The sequence below is a fragment of the Opitutaceae bacterium genome, assembly GCA_041395105.1.
Classification (GTDB): domain Bacteria; phylum Verrucomicrobiota; class Verrucomicrobiia; order Opitutales; family Opitutaceae; genus B12-G4.
The window spans coordinates 356,820-373,602 of the sequence record JAWLBB010000003.1 but is presented as its reverse complement, the minus strand read 5'-3'; the positions used below and the strand labels follow the sequence as shown (position 1 = coordinate 373,602).

The window sequence follows — 16,783 nt, the reverse complement described above, 5'->3', positions numbered from 1 at the left end:
GAACCAGGAGAAAGAACGAACCGAGAGTCCTGCCCGCAGGATTTCAGGGAAAGCCCGCCCAAGCTTTCCGGCATTTAGAGAGTAATCAACGGTCCTCTTTTTCTTTTTCACCAACCAGGTTTTTCCGACTATGCATGCGACGACTTGCACCCGATCGAGGCTTTGCCGTCTCCAAAAACAAACGACCCGGATGACCGGGCGTCTTCTTGCCTTCAGTGCGCTGGTTCTCGGCTTTGGCCTGGTCAGCGATGCCGGAGCGATGAATTACGACCGCCAGCGCGACGTCTTTCTGGACGCGGTGGCCATTGTTGAGACCGGGGGCAACCCACGCGCGGTCGGCAGCAAAGGCGAACGCGGGCTCTACCAGTTCACCCGGACGACCTGGCAGCAGCACACCAAGCACAGCCACTACGAAGCCCACGATCCGGAGTTTTCCCGAATCATCGCGCAGAAGCATTACGATTGGCTCTACAGCAATCTCTCAAGGCGGGGCTTTCCGCCGAGCCCTTATTGGCTGGCGGTCGCCTGGAATTCCGGGCTTTCGCGAACCACGAAAGGCAAGCCCCCTTCGATGTCCCGGCGCTATGGCGAGCGGGTTTCAAACCTGGTCTTTGACAGCCAGCGTCAGTTGCTCGCCATGAACAAGTGACGGGGGAGCGGGCGGGATCCGCTCGACTCTGCCTCGACATCGCGGGGGATCGGGCTCATTGTTCCGGTTGTGGGCAATGTGCTGATTCATGGAAAAGAAACCGACACCGCTGGAGCAGATCATTGAGGCAACGGCGGGATTCGCCTACCGTCCGTCGTGGGATGAGTATTTCATGGCGAATGCCTTTCTCATCTCCACCCGTTCAATCTGCGAACGACTTCAGGTCGGCTGTGTCATTGTGACTTCCGGCGACCAGAAGAACCGGATCGTCGCGGCGGGCTACAACGGATTTCTCCCGAGCACGCCCCATAATTCCCGGGTCCGCGACGGTCATGAACAGGCAACGGTGCACGCCGAACAGAATGCGATCGCCGACGCCGCCCGGCGGGGCATCAGTCTCGAGGGTTGCGTCGCCTACATCACCCACTACCCCTGCATCAATTGCGCCAAGATCCTCGCGGCAGCCGGGATTCGAACGATCAAGTACCATACGGACTACCGGAACGACGAGCTGGTCCGGGATATCCTGGTTGAGGCGGGAGTGGCCATCATCAGACTCTAGCGATGAGCCGAAGGAGTGAACCCAGATCGAGCCTGGCCGGTTCTCTGCTGCTGGCCCACCCGGCGATGCAGGATCCCAATTTCCGCCGGACTGTGGTTCTGCTTTCCGCTCACAGCGAAGAGGGCGCCCTTGGCGTGGTCATCAATAGGCCGATCGGGAGGAAACTGGGTGATTTCACTGAGGATTTTGCCGACGGCCTGCTTGCGGATGTCCCGGTTTTCGAAGGCGGACCGGTCAACGACAAGCAGATCATCATTTCGGCCTGGAAGTCTGAGAGCGTGATGGGGATGTTCCGGCTGTATTTCGGGATCGATCTCGAAAAAGCCACTGAACTACTTGCCGATCCGGAAGGGCTCCAGGTCAGGGCTTTTGCCGGGCATGCCGGGTGGGGAGAGGGGCAATTGGAGGGTGAATTGGCCCAGAATGCCTGGATTGTCAGTCCGGTGGCTCCTGACCTTGTCGATCGCCTGGACGGAGTGGATCTCTGGCGGACCCTGCTTGGGATGATCAGCCCTGAGCTGCGTTTCCTGGCGGACGCTCCGGATGATCCTTCAGTCAATTGAGGCGGTGGAGGATGATCATGGGCACGGAAACAGGCGTTTTTATTCTAAGTTATTGACAGCGGCCGTCGGGTTGTTTGTTTTCGCCTGTTTATGAAAGTCGTTTCCTCCCTCAAGAGTGCCAAAGGCCGTCACCCTGATTGTCAGGTTGTCCGGCGCAAGGGTCGTGTCTACGTCATCTGCAAGTCCAATCCGCGCTTCAAGGCGCGGCAGGGCTGATCTTACCTGTTTTTCCCGTCGTGAAAGATAAAATCCATCCCGCCTTCCATCCGGTCTGCTTCATCGACGTTTCGTCGAACAAGAAGTTTCTCACACGCTCGACCATGCGGTCGAACCGTAAGGAAAAGATTGATGGTGTTGAATACTTTGTGGTCGTCCGTGATGTGACTTCGGATTCCCATCCCGCCTATACCGGCGAGAAGCGTTTCGTGGATACCGCCGGCCGCGTGGAGAAGTTCCAGACGAAGTTCCGCCGCAAGCGGGGCGGCTGACCGGTCCGGGATTTATTTCCTTTGAAAGGCTCTCTGCTCGCAGCGGAGGGCCTTTTTTTGTGAATGGGTGACGATCGGGAAATCGGGATTGTCGCCCGTTCGCCAATGACTCATCGTCAATCCTGATGGAGATCTTCTCGGCGATCCCGCTGGTCTGGAAGTGGGTCGTGGCGATTGTCACGGTTCTGGGTGCGATCGCCGCCTTCATCCACGCCGTTCTCTACAAACGTGATTCACGGGCGGCAGTGCTCTGGGTGGCGTTTATCCTTCTTGCGCCTCTCGCCGGACCGATCTTCTACTTTCTTTTCGGGATCAACCGGATTCGTCGACGGGCATCATCGCTGAGGGGATCGGGTCGCGCGACCGGCCGGCATCCGAAATCGCGGACACGGGCCGAGGAGGTCGCCCATTCGCACCAGTTCGCCAATCTGTCCAAGTTGATGGGGACGGTTACAGGACTGCCCCTGGTTTCCGGCAACCGTTTCGAGCCTCTGCAAACGGGTGATGAAGCCTTTCCGATCATGCTTGATGCGATCGCTTCGGCCCGGCAATCGGTCACTCTCGCAACCTACATATTTGATCGGGACCCGGTGGGGCATCGGTTCCTGGAGGCCCTCAGCCAGGCGGTCAACCGTGGCGTCCAGGTGCGGGTGCTGGTTGATGCGGCCGGGGCCCGTTATTCTTTCCCGACAATTGTGCATGCATTGAAGAAGGCAGGGGTTCCGGTGGCCCGATTCCTGCCGACGCTGGTACCATTCAGGAACATAACGATCAATCTGCGAAACCACCGGAAAATCCTGATTGTCGATGGTTTGGTCGGTTTCACCGGCGGAATGAACATCCGGGACGGCAATTGCTCGATACCCGGCAGAGGCCTCAAGATTCGGGATACGCATTTCAGGGTGACGGGACCGATTGTATCGAACATGCAGGCGGTGTTTGCCGACGACTGGCAGTTTGCCTCCGGTGAACAATTGGCCGGGCATCCATGGTTCGTCCCGGTGGCGGAAGAGGGTCCGGTTGTCGCACGAAGCATCGTCGACGGCCCGGACGCGGATGTCGGCCGGCTGAAATGGGCCCTCCTGGCGGGCATTTCCGCCGCCCGCAAGAGCGTTCGCGTGGTCACCCCGTATTTCCTTCCCGACCAGGATCTGATCGCCACTCTGAATCTGGCCGCGATGCGCGGCGTCACGGTGGACATCGTCCTGCCCGAGAATAACAATCTCAAGATCGTGCATTGGGCCACCATGGCGATTCTCTGGCAGGTCTTGATGCATGGGTGCCGGGTCTGGCTGGCTTCCGGGGTCTTCGATCATTCCAAGATCATGGTCGTCGATGACCAGTGGTCGCTCATCGGATCGGCCAATTGGGATCCGCGAAGCCTTCGCCTGAATTTCGAATACAACATCGAGTGTTACGACACCGAACTGGCGCGGCAATTGAGCGGCATGGTCGACGAGCGGATTGAATCGGCTCGTCCGGTTTCGCTTGAGTCTGTAGACAGCCGGCCGCTTCCCGTGAAATTCCGGGATGGGATTGCCCGTCTCTTCACGCCGTTTCTCTAGAGGCTGTCATGCAATTTCAGCCTTGATCACCCAGTGCGAAGAGCCCGCCAAGGCGTCAGATGCGAAGAAATGCAACAACGCCGCTGTGTTGGCGTTCTTGAGGCCAGGAAACACTTCGGCACAGCGAAGTGGCTACTCGAGACCAGCAATGACTTATGAAAATGACCATGAATCCAAAGAGCATAACAACCTCTGGAAGACCGGCGGTGCGATGCGGAAAAGACGGATGTGGGTGATTGTGGTCATGAGCTGATTTCGATCGGCAAAACCCGATCAGGTCGCTCAAATGTCGAGCTATGGGAAAGATTCTCGTTCTCCACTACAGCGCGACCGGAAACACGGCAAAGATGGCGGATCTGGTGGGTGAAGGCGCCAAACGGATTCCAGGGATGGATATCCGGGTCAAAGCGATCGATGCGGCCAGCCGCGAAGACATTCTCTGGTGCGATGGACTCGCTCTCGGTGCCCCAACCCATATGGGAAGCATCCCGTGGGAGATGAAGAAGTTCTGGGACGAAGAGGTTCGTCCCGTCTGGGCCGACGTCGACGGGAAAATCGGCTGTGCCTTCAGTTCGCAGGGTGGGTGGGGCGGCGGAGCGGAGCTGACCTGCCAGGTTCTGATGACCGTGATGATGAATTTCGGATTCTTGGTGTTCGGAGTGACGGACTATGCCGGGCATCAGTTCACCCTGCATTACGGTGCCATTCAGGCCGGAGAACCGCGCGAGGAAAAGGAGCGCGAGTCGTGTCTGCGGTTGGGACAACGTTTGGCCGAGTGGGTGGCGGTTTACGTGGACGGGCGAGCCGAAGAGCACCCCTGTGGTGCCAAGAGGAAGCGGTTCCCGTGGAAGGAATGATATCCCCGGGGATCCGCGTATTCGCGGTCTAGCAATAGCTATTGATCGAGAATCAATCCCATACAGAGCGCATCGTGGTAGACACCGTCGATGTGGACGGCGTGGCGGATACGGCCCTCCCGTTCGAATCCCATGCGCTCGTAAAGTTGAATGGCGCGTTCGTTGTCCGTTCGCACCAGGAGATCGAGCTTGGTGACCACGCCTGAAGATCGGGCCCACGCGATGAGACTTTCCATCAGAAGCGAACCGATGCCCTGACCCCAATAGCGACGTCGCACCGTGATCCCAAGCTCCCCGGTGTGCCGGGTGCGCGCACGACGGCCGCCGGTATAGGACAGGGTGCCGGCGATCTCCCCGTCCATCATGGCCAGCAGATAAACGCTGTTGTTGGAATCCCTTTGCTCCTCCAGGTATTTGGTTTCCTTCTCGAGATCCAGATCGAATTCGCCGCGGCCGAATCCGAGAAAGTCAGTCTCCCCCGCGACCTCATCGATATAGGCAAGGATGGCGGCGGCGTCCTCGGGATCGGCTTCGCGAATGAGGATTTCGGGAATGGCGTCGCTGGCGGATGGCATCGGCAATTGAGTCGACGAAGAAAACGCTGATGCCCGATCGGTAGCAAGTCGAAGAGATCAGCGAAATTGCCATCCAGATTGCGTGGGTTGAATCACTTGTTGCCGTAGGCGGCGATGATGGCGTCCCACTGATCGCGGGTGATGGGGAAGACCACGCCGTGGCGAGTGTCATCGGGGATCGTCGTTTCCATCTTGTAGACGTCGATCCAGGGTCCCTCCATCGAGGCGGCGGTGGCGATCTCGTATTGGTTTCCGGGGTAACGTTCAAAGTACATGTAGTAGCCCGTTCCATCCGGTCTGGGAACGACGCTGGGGGCCTCACGGAAATTGCCCGAGATGCGTGGGCCGGGTTTGGAGTAGGGACCGGTCAGGTGATCGGCTGAGGCGATCCTTATCGCCTTGCCGTTGGGCCAGTCGTAACGTGGATAGCGTTCGTCCTTGTAGACACAATAGTATTTCCCACCGAGTCGCATGACGAAGATATCGATGGCGGGCAGGTCCTGGTCGGGGAAGAGCAGGCGGGGATCACTGAGGGTCTTGAGATCCTTCGACAGGGAATAGAGGGCACGGTGACCGCCCCAATAACGTTCGTCGATGCCGGGATAATCCGTCCGCTTGGAATAGAGCGAGGTCTGCCAGGTCACGATGTAGGTTTCGTTGGGTTGATCCCAGAAGACCTTGGCGGCACCGCGACTGTCGCGTCCGGGTTTGAAATCCGGGGTCTTGAAGACGTCGGGCGAAGCCTCGCTGAATTTCTCCCAGGTCACCAGGTCATTGGAAACCCAGAAGGTGATGGGAGAGCCCCCGCCGATCAGGTAGTAGCGCCCATCGTGACCGTGTGTGATATAGGGATGGCCCTGATAGTCGTCGTTGACCCGCCTGCCGCCATTGAGCCGTCGGAAATGCAAACCATCTTCACTGATGGCGTAGTAGAGCCGGCCATAGTCACCGGTCGTCATATGGGCAAAGAGGTAGCCGACGAAAGGGCCCGACTCGTACCAGAGGGCTTCGATTGAACGACTGGCCGGGGAATTGGTAATCGCGGGATCTTCAGCGGCGACTGCTCCCAGGCAGAAAAGCATTGAAATCATGGAGCCGATGAATCCACAGGGCGGAGATGAGTGCATGACACGAGATTGCCGGTCCGACGTCCGGGAGTGAATCCCGGAAGTTCCGGTGGGAGGATTCCGGTGAGGAGTGGGTGGATGTTGTCCGGTTGAGACTCTCGGTTGGTGGGAAACCCGCTACGACGGGGCCTGCATTTCGCGGACGGCCCGGCGGTCCGTCCCTACCTATTGGAATTGGGCTGAGGTGGGGGCTCCGGATGGTCGGGAGGATGTTCTGCGATTCGTTTGGAGAATTTTCCAAGAAAACTCCGGTTTCCGTGTCTTCAGGGATGGAATGAGAATGAATTTCCATCTAAAACGCCATGATCTCCCTGGTTTCCAGGTCCCCAGAGACCGTTTCAGTCGATAGTCGAAGCCAGCTGGTTTTGTTTCCTATGGCCTCGAATTCACCCCAGACGACGCTGAAGGACCTCTTTGTAGCGGAGGAGGGGCGCGTTTTGAGTCTGGCGATCGGCCTTGTCGGTCGTCGGGCGGTGGCTGAGGAACTGGTTCAGGAAGCATTTGTCCGCCTTCATCAGGTCTGGCGGCAGGTCGAAAATCCCCGGGCTTGGCTCTACCGCTGTCTGCGGAATCTTTCCCTCAATCACCTGCGGGATCGACGCGAGGAGACCGAACTCAACGAAGAGACCGAGGCGGGGACGGACGAGCCGGCCCTTCCCGACGAGAAACTCGGCCAGAGAGAAGCGGTTGGCATGATGCGCCTGCTCATGGCTGAGCTGGACGACGAGGACCGTGAGCTCATCCGCCTGAAATACGAAGAGGGCCTGAAGTATCGTGAGATCAGCGAGCGGACCGGAATGAGCATCGGCAATGTCGGTTACCGATTGCACCACTTGCTGAGCGGATTGGCCGATGGATTGAGACAGGCCGGCATAGAAGGGAGTCGAGGTTAATCATGAGCGACAACGACAGACCCATTGATTTCGGATCATCACCCAGAGCGGAACTCGAGATGCGCGTGGTCGCCTGGGTGCTCGGAGAAGCCACCGATACCGAGATCGAGGCACTCAAGCTGGAAATCCGCAATGATCCGGAACTCGAGCAGTTCAAGAAAAGGATCGAGGAGGCCCATGGCCTGGCCGGTTTGGCGGTTGGAGATGCCGATGAGTCTCTCCGGCTTACTCCCGGGAGGCGGAAGGCTCTTCTCGAGCAGATCGATTCGCCGCCCGAGGAAAATGAAACCGCGGGACCACTGGTCTATCGCCGGTCTCTTCTGGGAGGATGGCGCAAGTGGGTGCCGGCAGGTGCGATTTCGGTGGCGGCGTCCTTTATCCTGATTTTTGGATTCCTCCGGATGAGCGTGCATCAGCCTGATACGGTTTTCCACGACGACATCGGAATGACGGGCGTATCGCCCGAACCGCCGCCGGTGCCCGAATCGAAGTCGCTTTTTGGCGATTTCCAGGCTGAGGGGCGGGGTGTGGACGATGCGAAAATGGTCAGCCCGGTATCGATTCGATTGAGCGACCTTGATAAAGATCAAGTCGCGGGTCGTATCCAGGGCGGAAAGTATAGGCAGGCTGGATCCGATGGTGCGCCGCAGGGGCAGGTTGTTCTGGCGGCACCATCGAGTTTCCATTTCAGCGAACCAAGTCCTTCGATATCCAACGAAGCCGCGGCTCAGCCTCGAGAGAGTCGGCGTGACCGGCAGTCGCAATCTGCGAGCGATGAGTCATTGACGCTGTCTCCGTTTGAGGTCGAGCGGGACTTTGAGGCCGGCTATGTCGCGACCGATACAATCGCGGGGAGCCGGATGAAGGACCGTTTGGAGGAGGCTGTTCCCCTGGACGCTCCGGTTGGGTCTGGCAAGAAGGACGGGAGCCTTCTGAGCAAGGAGAAGCAGGAAGGATTTAGGGCAACCATCGAACAGTTGAAATCCGTTTCCGAGGAATTCCCCGAGGTCCAGGCGGTTGAGGACCCGGTATCCACTTTTTCCCTGCATGTAAGTGATGTCTCCTTCCGATTGGCTCTCGCGGCAATTGACCGGGGAGAGTATCCCGATCCAGCGACCATCCGCCCGGAGGAATTCTACAATGCCTTTGATTACGGCGACCCTGCGCCGATGGCGGGCGAAAAGGTGACGGGCCGGGTCGAGCAGGCGGCCCATCCCTATTTGCAACAGCGCAACCTCGTGCGGATTGCCCTCAAGTTGGCCTCGACCGGTCGTGGCGCCGGACAGCCTCTCCACCTGACCGTCCTTCTGGATACTTCAGGATCCATGCAACGGGAAGACCGGAGGGCATCGGTCGAGGCGTCGTTGCAGGTTCTTGCAACCCTTCTGGGTCCGGACGATCTCGTCTCACTGATCGGTTTTGCCCGCCAACCGCACCTGCTTGAGGAGGCCGTCCCGGGTGATGAAGCAACCCGGTTGGTGGAAACGGCGTCCCTGACGCCGTCGGAGGGTGGAACCAACCTCGAGGAAGCCCTTCGCCTGGCCCGCGAGCTGGCCGAGCGCCATCGGGACCCCTCGGCCCAGAACCGCATCGTCCTGATCACCGACGGGGCCGCCAACCTCGGCAACGCCGATCCCGAAATGTTGTCCGGGATGATTGAGGACGCCCGGCAGCATGGAATCGCCTTCGACGCCTGCGGGGTTGGGACGGATGGGTTGAATGACGCCGTTCTCGAGGCGCTGACCCGCAAGGGCGACGGCCGCTACTACGTGATCGATCGGCCGGAGGATGCGGGTGAGGGATTCGCGCGGCAACTGGCCGGGGCATTTCGTCCGGCCGCTTCCAACGTGAAAGTGCAGGTCCGCTTCAATCCATCGCGGGTTGGCGGTTACCGATTGATCGGCTTTGAGAAGCACCGGCTCAACGCGGAAGATTTCAGGAATGACGCTGTCGACGCGGCCGAACTGGCCGCCGAGGAGGGCGCCGTTGCCGTTTACCAGGTGGAAGCGCTTCCGGAGGGTGAAGGGGAACTCGGCGAGGTCTTCGTCCGGTTCCGGGACAACGAGAGCGGGCGGATGGTCGAGCGTTCCTGGACGATTCCGTTTGATCCACAGGCACCAGCCTTTGATCTGGCACCGGCCCGGATTCAATTGGCCGGGATGGCCGCGATTCTCGCGGAGGGATTGACGGGACGATCTGTCGGCGAGCTGATTGATATGGACGAGTTCCTCCGCATCTCACGCGAACTCAGCCGGCATTTCGGGCCGGAGAGCCGGGTCGGCGATCTAGTCCGGATGATTGAAGAACTCGATCGGATGCAATAGCAGCGGCGGACAACCACCGGAACGTATCATGAGAAAGGTGTGGATTCCTGCAAAGTTCCGGTCCGGATCCCGGGCTGCGGTCTCCGCCCGCTCCGACGGGGATCAAGGCCCACCCCTGGAAGATGAAACAGAAACCTTAAGACAGGAAATGATATGAAAAACCAAACCAAGACCCGACTCAGGCCGACCTTCGGGGTGATGGCGCATCTGGCGCTGGCAGCTTTTCTGGCCGGATCACTCAACGGGGCTCCCCTGCAGGGAGGGCGTCTGACAGCGGTTCCTGAGAGCGGCGGCAACCGCCTGGTCATCAAGGTCGAGGACGCCAGGCCGGAAGTGCCGGTTTTCTTTTCCGCAGTGTGTGATCATCGGATCTCCATCGGTCTCGATGCCATTGCCGGTGAGATTGATGTGCGTCTCAAGGTTGTGCAGGGAAGGCCGGAAGTCATGTCCCTCGGCCTTTCCGGCGACGGCGAGGTGTTCTCGGTCTCGGGCGGCGGGCTTCTCAGCTGGGCTGTCCGGGAACTCACCGATGGCCGCCGTTTTCTGGATCTTCACCCGGTGCCGGTGCCGGAAGGGGAAGCACAGCCTCCTCTGAATCTTGTCGTCCATACACTAATACGGGAACCGGCGGTCCCGGGATTGGCCGCGATTCTGCTGATCACCCCGGGCGAGGCGATCGGCTTTGCTTCGACCATCCGGGTCAACCCCGACGATGGACTCGATATCCGGGTATCCTCGCTGAGCGGTCTTCTGCCTGTCACCCGCACAGAACTCAGGGACCGGAGTATCCAATTGGCAGGTTCGGGCGAGGCGGCTTTGCATCTGCAACTGGCTCTTCGGGGCGGCATTCCCGCGGAGGCTGAGCTCCAGGGTGCGGGATTGACCGGCACGGTGGCTGCGGACGGGCACAGTGTCGGTTTCCGGCTCCGGGGCCAGTTTGTGGTCCGCAAGGTTGGAGGGGCCCGCCTGCCCATTCTGGGAGGCGGAGTCGGCCTGACCGAGATTCCGGCCGGTCGGGACTGGCGGGTCGAACTGCGGCAAGGCGACGCAGGACTTTTCTATGAACTGGTCGTGGACCGTGAGGGTGAATTCCCCATTGATCTCGCGTTTGCGGTCGGCGTGAAGGAAGAAGGAGACTGGCGGAAGATCGGACTCTGGATGCCGGCGGCGGCGGTGGTTCCGTTGGAGTTGCGCGGATTGAAGGGCGAAATCGAGTTCGATCCGAATCGCTCAGTCGTGCCGGCGGCGGCGGACAGAGAATGGCGGGGTTATCTGCCGGCCGGTGGGCAAGCCACTCTCGCCTGGAAGGAGAGCCGCCGGGCGGAGAAAGAGGCGCTCTTTTTCTCCAGCACCGAACTGACCGATGTTCGAATCGGACCGGGGCTTTTGCGTCAATCATCGAGCTTTGAAATCCGCATTCTCCAGGGCGAGTTGGCCCGGGTGTCGCTGGAGTTGCGGGGCGGAGGGGAGATTCTTTCGGTCGGGGGTAAGGACATACTCGGATGGAAGGTGGTCGAAGCGGACTATGGCCGTCGCCTGGAAATCCAGTTCAGTCGACCGATCGCGGGCAGAAGTGAACTGGTCATCGGCAGCCAGGAGGCGTTGGGTGCCTTCCCGGTCCAGGTCGAAGGCCTGCGGCTGGTGCCCGCAGGAACCATCCGGCATTCCGGGATGATCCGCCTGGCCAACAGCGGGTCCGTGCGGATTGAAGTTAGTGAATCGCGAGGGTTGCTTCAGCTGGCCCCCGGACAGTTTGCCGGTGGTGAGCCGGAGAAAGGCTTGCGCCAGGTCTTTGCCTATCGATTCCCGTCGGCTGATTATGAATACAGAATGGCCGCTGAACAGATCCAGCCCGAAGTCGGTGTGTCCCAGGTGGTGACCTATGAGATCGGGGAAACCGACCGGATCATCCTGGCGGATCTCGAGCTCGATATCCGGGAAGCGCCCCTGCGGGAATGGTCGGTGGGCATACCGGCCGACTACGCCGTTGTTTCGGTCATGGGTGGACCGGTGGAAGACTATGGACTGGAGACAGTGGTCAGTGACGGCTACCGCCGGTTGAAGGTTCTCTTTCACACGGCGGTGGAGGGCCGCCAGCTTGTCCGATTGCGTCTTGAGCGCAATCTTCCGGCCGCAGCGGAAGCCTGGACTCTTTTGCCGCTCCGTTTCTTCGACGCCAAATCCGTCCGCGGGCATATTGGCGTGTTGGCGACGCCTGGATACCGCTTGAATCCAGGGTCGACCGACCATCTTGTCGAAATCCCGTTGAGCCAGTTTCCGAGACAATCCGCCGCACTTCAGCAGGCTTGGCGGATCCGGGACGCTGCCTGGTCGGCAGTGGTCGGAATCGAAGCCATGGCACAAAGCGTCGAGGCGGACGTTTTTCACCTCTATACAATCAAGGATGGAGTCGCCTACGCCAGTATCCTCATCAACTACTTCGTGGTCGGCGCACCGGCGTCGGAATGGCGGATCGCGGTCCCCCGGACAGTGGGGAATCTCGATGTTGTCGGACAGAACGTCCGCCGCGATTGGCGGCGGAACGGCGACGAGATCATCGTGACTCTCCATCAGCCGGTTCTCGGTGCGGCCACGCTCCTTCTCACGTTCGAGGAATCGATGAGCGCGCTCGGTGGCCGTCTCAGTCCCGGTGTGGTCCGCCCGGTCGGTGTTCAGGGGGAAAGGGGCTATGTGCAGGTGGTCAGTCCGCATCAGGTGAAGGACGAGGTCCGACGGATGGAAGGCGGACTGCTCAAACTAGAACCTCTCGAGCTTCCGGCCGAATACCGCTTGCTGACCAATGCGCCGTCCCTGGCCGTCTTTCAGTACACGGCCCGGCCGTTTGAGCTGGAACTTGACCTGGAGTGGTATCCGCAGGCCGAGACGGTGGAACAGGTGGTGGATTTCGCGGATTTTGTGAGCGTCATATCACGTGACGGTCAGGTGGTCACCGAGGGGCGTTTTTTTGTAAAGACACGCGGACGCAAGGCATTGCGTCTCCTCATGCCGGAGGACATGCAACTTTGGGAAACCCGGGTGGACGGAGCCATTGTCAATGCGCGTTCGGACGCTGCGCAGATTCTCGTTCCCCTGCCGGCACGGTTGAATCCGAACGATTCGGTTGAGGTGTCCATGCGGTTCGGTCAGGAACAGCAAGGCGGTGACGGATCGGATGTCCGGCTGACCGCCCCGCAGTTGTTCGCATCCACCGTCATCGTTGAATGGACGCTTCGCGGTGATCCGGACCGCATCCTGCTTCCATTGGGTGGAAATGCCGACCTTAACGGTGCCAATCCGATGATAGGGGGGATCAGGTGGATGTCCGGCCGGGCGGCCACCAGGGTGGGGCTGCTGTTTGCTCTCGCCTTGTCCGGTGGTCTGCTTCTTCGGGCCCGATCCGGCTGGCGGGTTCCGGTCGGGACCCTGGTTCTCGGTCTGGCCTGCTTTGCCGCACTGATTCTCATGGCTGAAGCCGGACTGACTGGCGGCAGAGCGGCGTCGGTATTGAGCTACACCTCGTCAGTGCTTCCGCCGGGTCAGCCGATGACCATTCACGTGGCCAATGTCGAAGCCGGGCAGATGGTCTATTCCCGGCCCGGAATCGCCCTGATCGCTGCCGGCGCCGTCGTGATCCTCTACGCCTTCAGGCGGGCGGGTCGGTCACGACTGGTGATTGCCCTTGGCGGGGTGCTCGGTTCGACCGGGCTGCTTCTGCAGGGATCGGGTGCGGTTCTTTTCTTCGGACTGATCGCACTCATCCTGGCGCTGATCGCGCTGGGGCGATTGGTCGGATGGCTGCGAAACCGAGGCAGGGGTACATCTTCAGGACCGGGTTCAATGCCCTCAACTGTTGTCACCAGCCTGGTTTTGGGATGGATGGGCTGGTCGGCCTTCGGTCCGGTGGATCTCGACGCACGGGAAAGGCCGGCGATCCCGCCTGCAGAATTGAGGGCGGGAGCCACGCTCGAACGGATCGACCAGGATTGGTGGATTGTCGATGGACGCTTGCGGGCCGAGGCCACGATTACGGCGAGGGGAGTGGTTGGCGACAGCTTTGTCCTCCTGCGGTCGCCGGCGGTCCTGAGTTCGTTTTCCGGAGACGGACTTCGGGTTTTGAAGACCGAGGATGAAGGCATGATCAGCTACCGTGTCGCCTTGGAAAAAGCGGGCCAATGGACCGCCCGTCTGAGCTATGAGATGGCGGTTGATGTGAAAGCCGGCCGTTTCGTCGTGCCGACCGGTCTGGCTGCCGTGCAGAGAATCCGGGTCGATCTCGACGAGGGAGGATGGGAGATGAGTTCGCCCTCGGCGGTCGTGGCGACGACGGAGGCGGCCGCCGCGCCGGATCACAGCGTGGCTGTCCTGATTCTGTCTCCAGGCGCGGATGCCGAGATCCGCCTCCGGTCGAAACAGCGGGATGAGGACAATGTCCCTGCAGTCATCTTCGCCGAGTCGGCCCACCTGTTCCTGCCGGGACCCGGGTCCGTCGATCTGCGTTCGCGCATCCTGATCCGTCCATCCCAGGGGCGTGTAGCGGAAATCCGGGTGAAAATCCCGGAGGGATTCACCGTGGGTGATGTCATGGATGGACCCATCGGAGCCTGGAGTTTCGACCCGGTCGGCCGTCTTCTCCGGGTCTCGATTGAACCGCGGCAGGCGGATCCGTTCGCCTTCTCCATCGAGGCCCAGATGGCGACTCCGGCCCTTCCGGCTGACCTGTCCCTGGTTCCGCTGCGGGTTGAGGACACCGCAGGTGAGGTCGGCATGGTCGCACTTGCTTTCGGTGACGACGCCCGGGCGGAAGACGTCCGGACGACGGGTCTGTCATCGATCAGCATCGACGATTTCAAGCTGGTGGCGGTTCCCGTGAACCCTGAGGGAGGACCGCCAGCCGCCATTCAGAGAGTCTGGCGCTATGGGAATGAAGACGGACGGGTCGAGTTCACCGCGGCGGCGGTGGAGCCGGAAGTGCGGATCGGCGGGCGTCAGGTCCTGTCCATCGACGATGATCGGATGGTCCTGGCAGGGACCCTCGACCTGAACATCGCACGGGTCGGCCTTTTCCGGCTGAGTTTCGAACTGCCGGAGGGGCTCGAAGTGGAAAGCCTGAGCGGTTCCGCTCTCCACCAATGGACGGAGAGTGAAGAGGCTGGACATCGGATAGTGACCCTGCATTTGCGCGGAAGGACGCTCGGCGAGCATTCCTTTGCGTTCTCGCTCTCCGGTCCCGCTCCGTCAGCCCAGGCTTCGTGGTCTGTTCCCCGGCTGGTTGTTCGCGAAGCCACCCGACAGACGGGTGAAATCCTCATTGTTCCCGGCAAGGGTATCCGGCTTCGTGCGGTGGATCGCAGCGATGCCACTCCTCTCGATCCCAGGTCGATCGGCGGATTCCAGCCGGGAACGTTGGGCTTTCGGCTTCTTCAGAAGAATTGGTTTCTCGGCATCGGTATCGAGATCCTCGACCCATGGGTCACGGTGCAGGCCCTGCAGGATGTCACGGTTCGTGAAGGGCAGACGCTGACCCGGATCGGTCTGCTGTTCAAGGTGGAGAACGCCGCAGTCAGGCAGGTTCGCCTGATTCTGCCGGGTTTGAGTGCGGACGAGCGGCGTACCCTGCGGATGTCTGGATCAGCAGTGGCGGATTTTGTGGCGGTCGCGGAGGTTCCCGACCTTTGGGAAATCCGGTTTCAGCGGAGCATCTTCGGTGAGACCGATGTGCAGGTCGAGTACCAGGGGGTCGGTTCGACCGGAGGTGGAGGTATCGAGGTGATGACTCCGGCATTTCCGGATTCGCGGACGAGCGGACTTTATGTCGCGGTGCGGGCGGGTGGGCGGCTCGAACTGGGGGTGAGTCGATTGCCCAAGGGGTGGCAGCGGATAGATTGGGCGGCCATCCCGGCGGGTCTTCAGGACCGCACGAATCGAAGCATTCCCGCCCTGGCTTTTCGGGTGACCGAGGCTGATGGAGGGGTGACCCTGCAAGCCAGTCGTCACGAGGTGGCGGACGCGCTCAGACTTCGGGTGACGGCGGCCCAATTGACCACGGTGTTTTCGGTCGGCGGATCGTTTTTGACCGCGGTGGATCTGCAACTGGATGTGCTGGAGAAAGGAACTCTCGAGCTCAGGCTGCCGGAAGGCGCTCAACTCTTTTCGGTATCGGTCAACGGTGCCTCGACCGATCCGGTTCTCAACGACGGCACCCATCTCTTCCATGTCTTCCCGAAGACCGGATCCGACTCGAGTGCGACTGTCCACTTTGTCTATGCGTTGAACGAGCCTCAGTCCGGGCGGATTGAGTTGGCGGGTCCGAGCCTGAGCTCTCCCCTTGAGAACGTGACCTGGCGGGTGGTTCTTCCTCCCGGCTACGAACTGGATGATTTTGAAGGCGGGCTGCGCCTGCTGGGCGGCAATGAAACGGGTGGTTATGGACTGGAGAAGTACCAGGCCATCACCAGTTCAGCCCGGTCTGCCGAGATGGAGGAAGGGGTGGCGCTTCTGAAACAGGCAAGCAGCCTGCTCCAGAGCGGCCGTCAACAGGAGGCCGGCGAAATCCTCCAGCGGGCTTCAAGTGCGCAGGGACTCGATGAGGCTTCGAATGAAGATGCCCGTGTCCAGCTGCGCGCTCTCAAGACCCAGCAGGCGGTGCTTGGTCTAAATACCCGACGCCAGAAGCTCTATCTGGACAATCGGACGGATGCCGCACGAAACGAGCAGCTTGAGCAGGCTGCCACGGTCAATCCGTTCATGCAGGGTCGGCTCAATTTCGACCCAAACCAGGTGGATCAACTGTTGATGGGCAATACGGCGGAGGAGAATGCGGCGCTGCGCGGGATTGCGGCCAAACTGGTGGAACAGCAGCTGGCGGCGGAGCCCACAGCGGTAGCGATCGACGTCACCATGCCGGAACGTGGTCGGGTGCTTGTCTTCAATCGCAGTCTGCAGTTCGATGGGAGCGCACCTCTGAGTCTGGGCCTGGATATCGAACGGACCGATCGCACGGGATTCCTGGCAATCGCGGCCGTCCTGATCGGTATCGGCATCCTGGCCTTCGTTCTGGTTCCCGAAAGAAAAGAGAAAAGGATCGGCTGATTTTGCGCGATCGGGCCACCGCGGCAATCCGATTGGCAGGCCTCGGGTGCCTGCCTCCGGATTGCCGATTGCGGCTTGCGTTTCCCGGGTT

Annotated in this window: 12 protein-coding genes; 10 read left to right on the top strand and 2 right to left on the bottom strand. The window is 60.4% G+C overall.

Translation table 11 applies throughout. The features are described from left to right. Nucleotides 1–190: 190 nt before the first annotated feature. The 7 genes from R3F07_13130 to R3F07_13100 all read left to right on the top strand — a co-directional run bounded on the left by R3F07_13130 (nt 191) and on the right by R3F07_13100 (nt 4,684). Nucleotides 191–649, top strand: a complete 459-nt coding sequence (locus R3F07_13130) for a lytic transglycosylase domain-containing protein (protein MEZ5277319.1) — start codon at nt 191–193, stop codon at nt 647–649. Nucleotides 650–737: 88 nt separating this feature from the next. Continuing rightward, on the top strand, nt 738–1,211 hold the full coding sequence (locus R3F07_13125; GenBank protein ID MEZ5277318.1) for a deaminase: 474 nt from the start codon (nt 738–740) through the stop codon (nt 1,209–1,211). Between the two features lie 2 nt (nt 1,212–1,213). Then, a complete protein-coding gene (locus R3F07_13120; GenBank protein MEZ5277317.1) occupies nt 1,214–1,774 on the top strand; it encodes a YqgE/AlgH family protein in 561 nt (186 codons plus the stop codon). 90 nt (nt 1,775–1,864) lie between these two features. Then, on the top strand, nt 1,865–1,990 hold the full coding sequence (ykgO, locus tag R3F07_13115; protein MEZ5277316.1) for a type B 50S ribosomal protein L36: 126 nt from the start codon (nt 1,865–1,867) through the stop codon (nt 1,988–1,990). 20 nt (nt 1,991–2,010) lie between these two features. Continuing rightward, nucleotides 2,011–2,262: a type B 50S ribosomal protein L31 gene (locus R3F07_13110; GenBank protein MEZ5277315.1), complete on the top strand. Its 252-nt coding sequence runs from the start codon at nt 2,011–2,013 to the stop codon at nt 2,260–2,262. Nucleotides 2,263–2,387: 125 nt separating this feature from the next. After that, complete coding sequence (cls, locus tag R3F07_13105; protein ID MEZ5277314.1) at nt 2,388–3,827, top strand: cardiolipin synthase; 1,440 nt, start codon at nt 2,388–2,390, stop codon at nt 3,825–3,827. 296 nt (nt 3,828–4,123) lie between these two features. Then, nucleotides 4,124–4,684, top strand: coding sequence for a flavodoxin family protein (locus tag R3F07_13100; GenBank protein ID MEZ5277313.1), 561 nt, complete (start codon nt 4,124–4,126; stop codon nt 4,682–4,684). A 38-nt stretch (nt 4,685–4,722) separates the two neighbouring features. Here the strand turns inward: R3F07_13100 and R3F07_13095 are convergent, their stop codons facing one another. Both R3F07_13095 and R3F07_13090 read right to left on the bottom strand, forming a co-directional pair. After that, nucleotides 4,723–5,259: a GNAT family protein gene (locus R3F07_13095; GenBank protein ID MEZ5277312.1), complete on the bottom strand. Its 537-nt coding sequence runs from the start codon at nt 5,257–5,259 to the stop codon at nt 4,723–4,725. 92 nt (nt 5,260–5,351) lie between these two features. Then, a complete protein-coding gene (locus R3F07_13090; protein MEZ5277311.1) occupies nt 5,352–6,350 on the bottom strand; it encodes a hypothetical protein in 999 nt (332 codons plus the stop codon). A 410-nt stretch (nt 6,351–6,760) separates the two neighbouring features. Between R3F07_13090 and R3F07_13085 the strand changes: the two genes are divergently transcribed. The 3 genes from R3F07_13085 to R3F07_13075 all read left to right on the top strand — a co-directional run bounded on the left by R3F07_13085 (nt 6,761) and on the right by R3F07_13075 (nt 16,692). After that, entirely contained in the window at nt 6,761–7,279 is a 519-nt protein-coding gene (locus tag R3F07_13085; GenBank protein ID MEZ5277310.1) for a sigma-70 family RNA polymerase sigma factor, read from the top strand. Between the two features lie 2 nt (nt 7,280–7,281). Continuing rightward, a complete protein-coding gene (locus R3F07_13080) occupies nt 7,282–9,603 on the top strand; it encodes a von Willebrand factor type A domain-containing protein (protein MEZ5277309.1) in 2,322 nt (773 codons plus the stop codon). A gap of 153 nt (nt 9,604–9,756) precedes the next feature. Beyond that, entirely contained in the window at nt 9,757–16,692 is a 6,936-nt protein-coding gene (locus tag R3F07_13075; GenBank protein ID MEZ5277308.1) for a hypothetical protein, read from the top strand. Nucleotides 16,693–16,783 lie beyond the last annotated feature (91 nt).

What these genes read in the sequence shown, in the direction of transcription:
- R3F07_13130 (MEZ5277319.1), top strand. Translation starts at nt 191, where the DNA reads ATGACCGGGCGTCTTCTTGCCTTCAGTGCGCTGGTTCTCGGCTTTGGC.
- R3F07_13125 (MEZ5277318.1), top strand. Translation starts at nt 738, where the DNA reads ATGGAAAAGAAACCGACACCGCTGGAGCAGATCATTGAGGCAACGGCG.
- R3F07_13120 (MEZ5277317.1), top strand. Translation starts at nt 1,214, where the DNA reads ATGAGCCGAAGGAGTGAACCCAGATCGAGCCTGGCCGGTTCTCTGCTG.
- ykgO (MEZ5277316.1), top strand. Translation starts at nt 1,865, where the DNA reads ATGAAAGTCGTTTCCTCCCTCAAGAGTGCCAAAGGCCGTCACCCTGAT.
- cls (MEZ5277314.1), top strand. Translation starts at nt 2,388, where the DNA reads ATGGAGATCTTCTCGGCGATCCCGCTGGTCTGGAAGTGGGTCGTGGCG.
- R3F07_13100 (MEZ5277313.1), top strand. Translation starts at nt 4,124, where the DNA reads ATGGGAAAGATTCTCGTTCTCCACTACAGCGCGACCGGAAACACGGCA.
- R3F07_13095 (MEZ5277312.1), bottom strand. Translation starts at nt 5,259, where the DNA reads ATGCCATCCGCCAGCGACGCCATTCCCGAAATCCTCATTCGCGAAGCC.
- R3F07_13090 (MEZ5277311.1), bottom strand. Translation starts at nt 6,350, where the DNA reads ATGATTTCAATGCTTTTCTGCCTGGGAGCAGTCGCCGCTGAAGATCCC.
- R3F07_13085 (MEZ5277310.1), top strand. Translation starts at nt 6,761, where the DNA reads ATGGCCTCGAATTCACCCCAGACGACGCTGAAGGACCTCTTTGTAGCG.
- R3F07_13080 (MEZ5277309.1), top strand. Translation starts at nt 7,282, where the DNA reads ATGAGCGACAACGACAGACCCATTGATTTCGGATCATCACCCAGAGCG.
- R3F07_13075 (MEZ5277308.1), top strand. Translation starts at nt 9,757, where the DNA reads ATGAAAAACCAAACCAAGACCCGACTCAGGCCGACCTTCGGGGTGATG.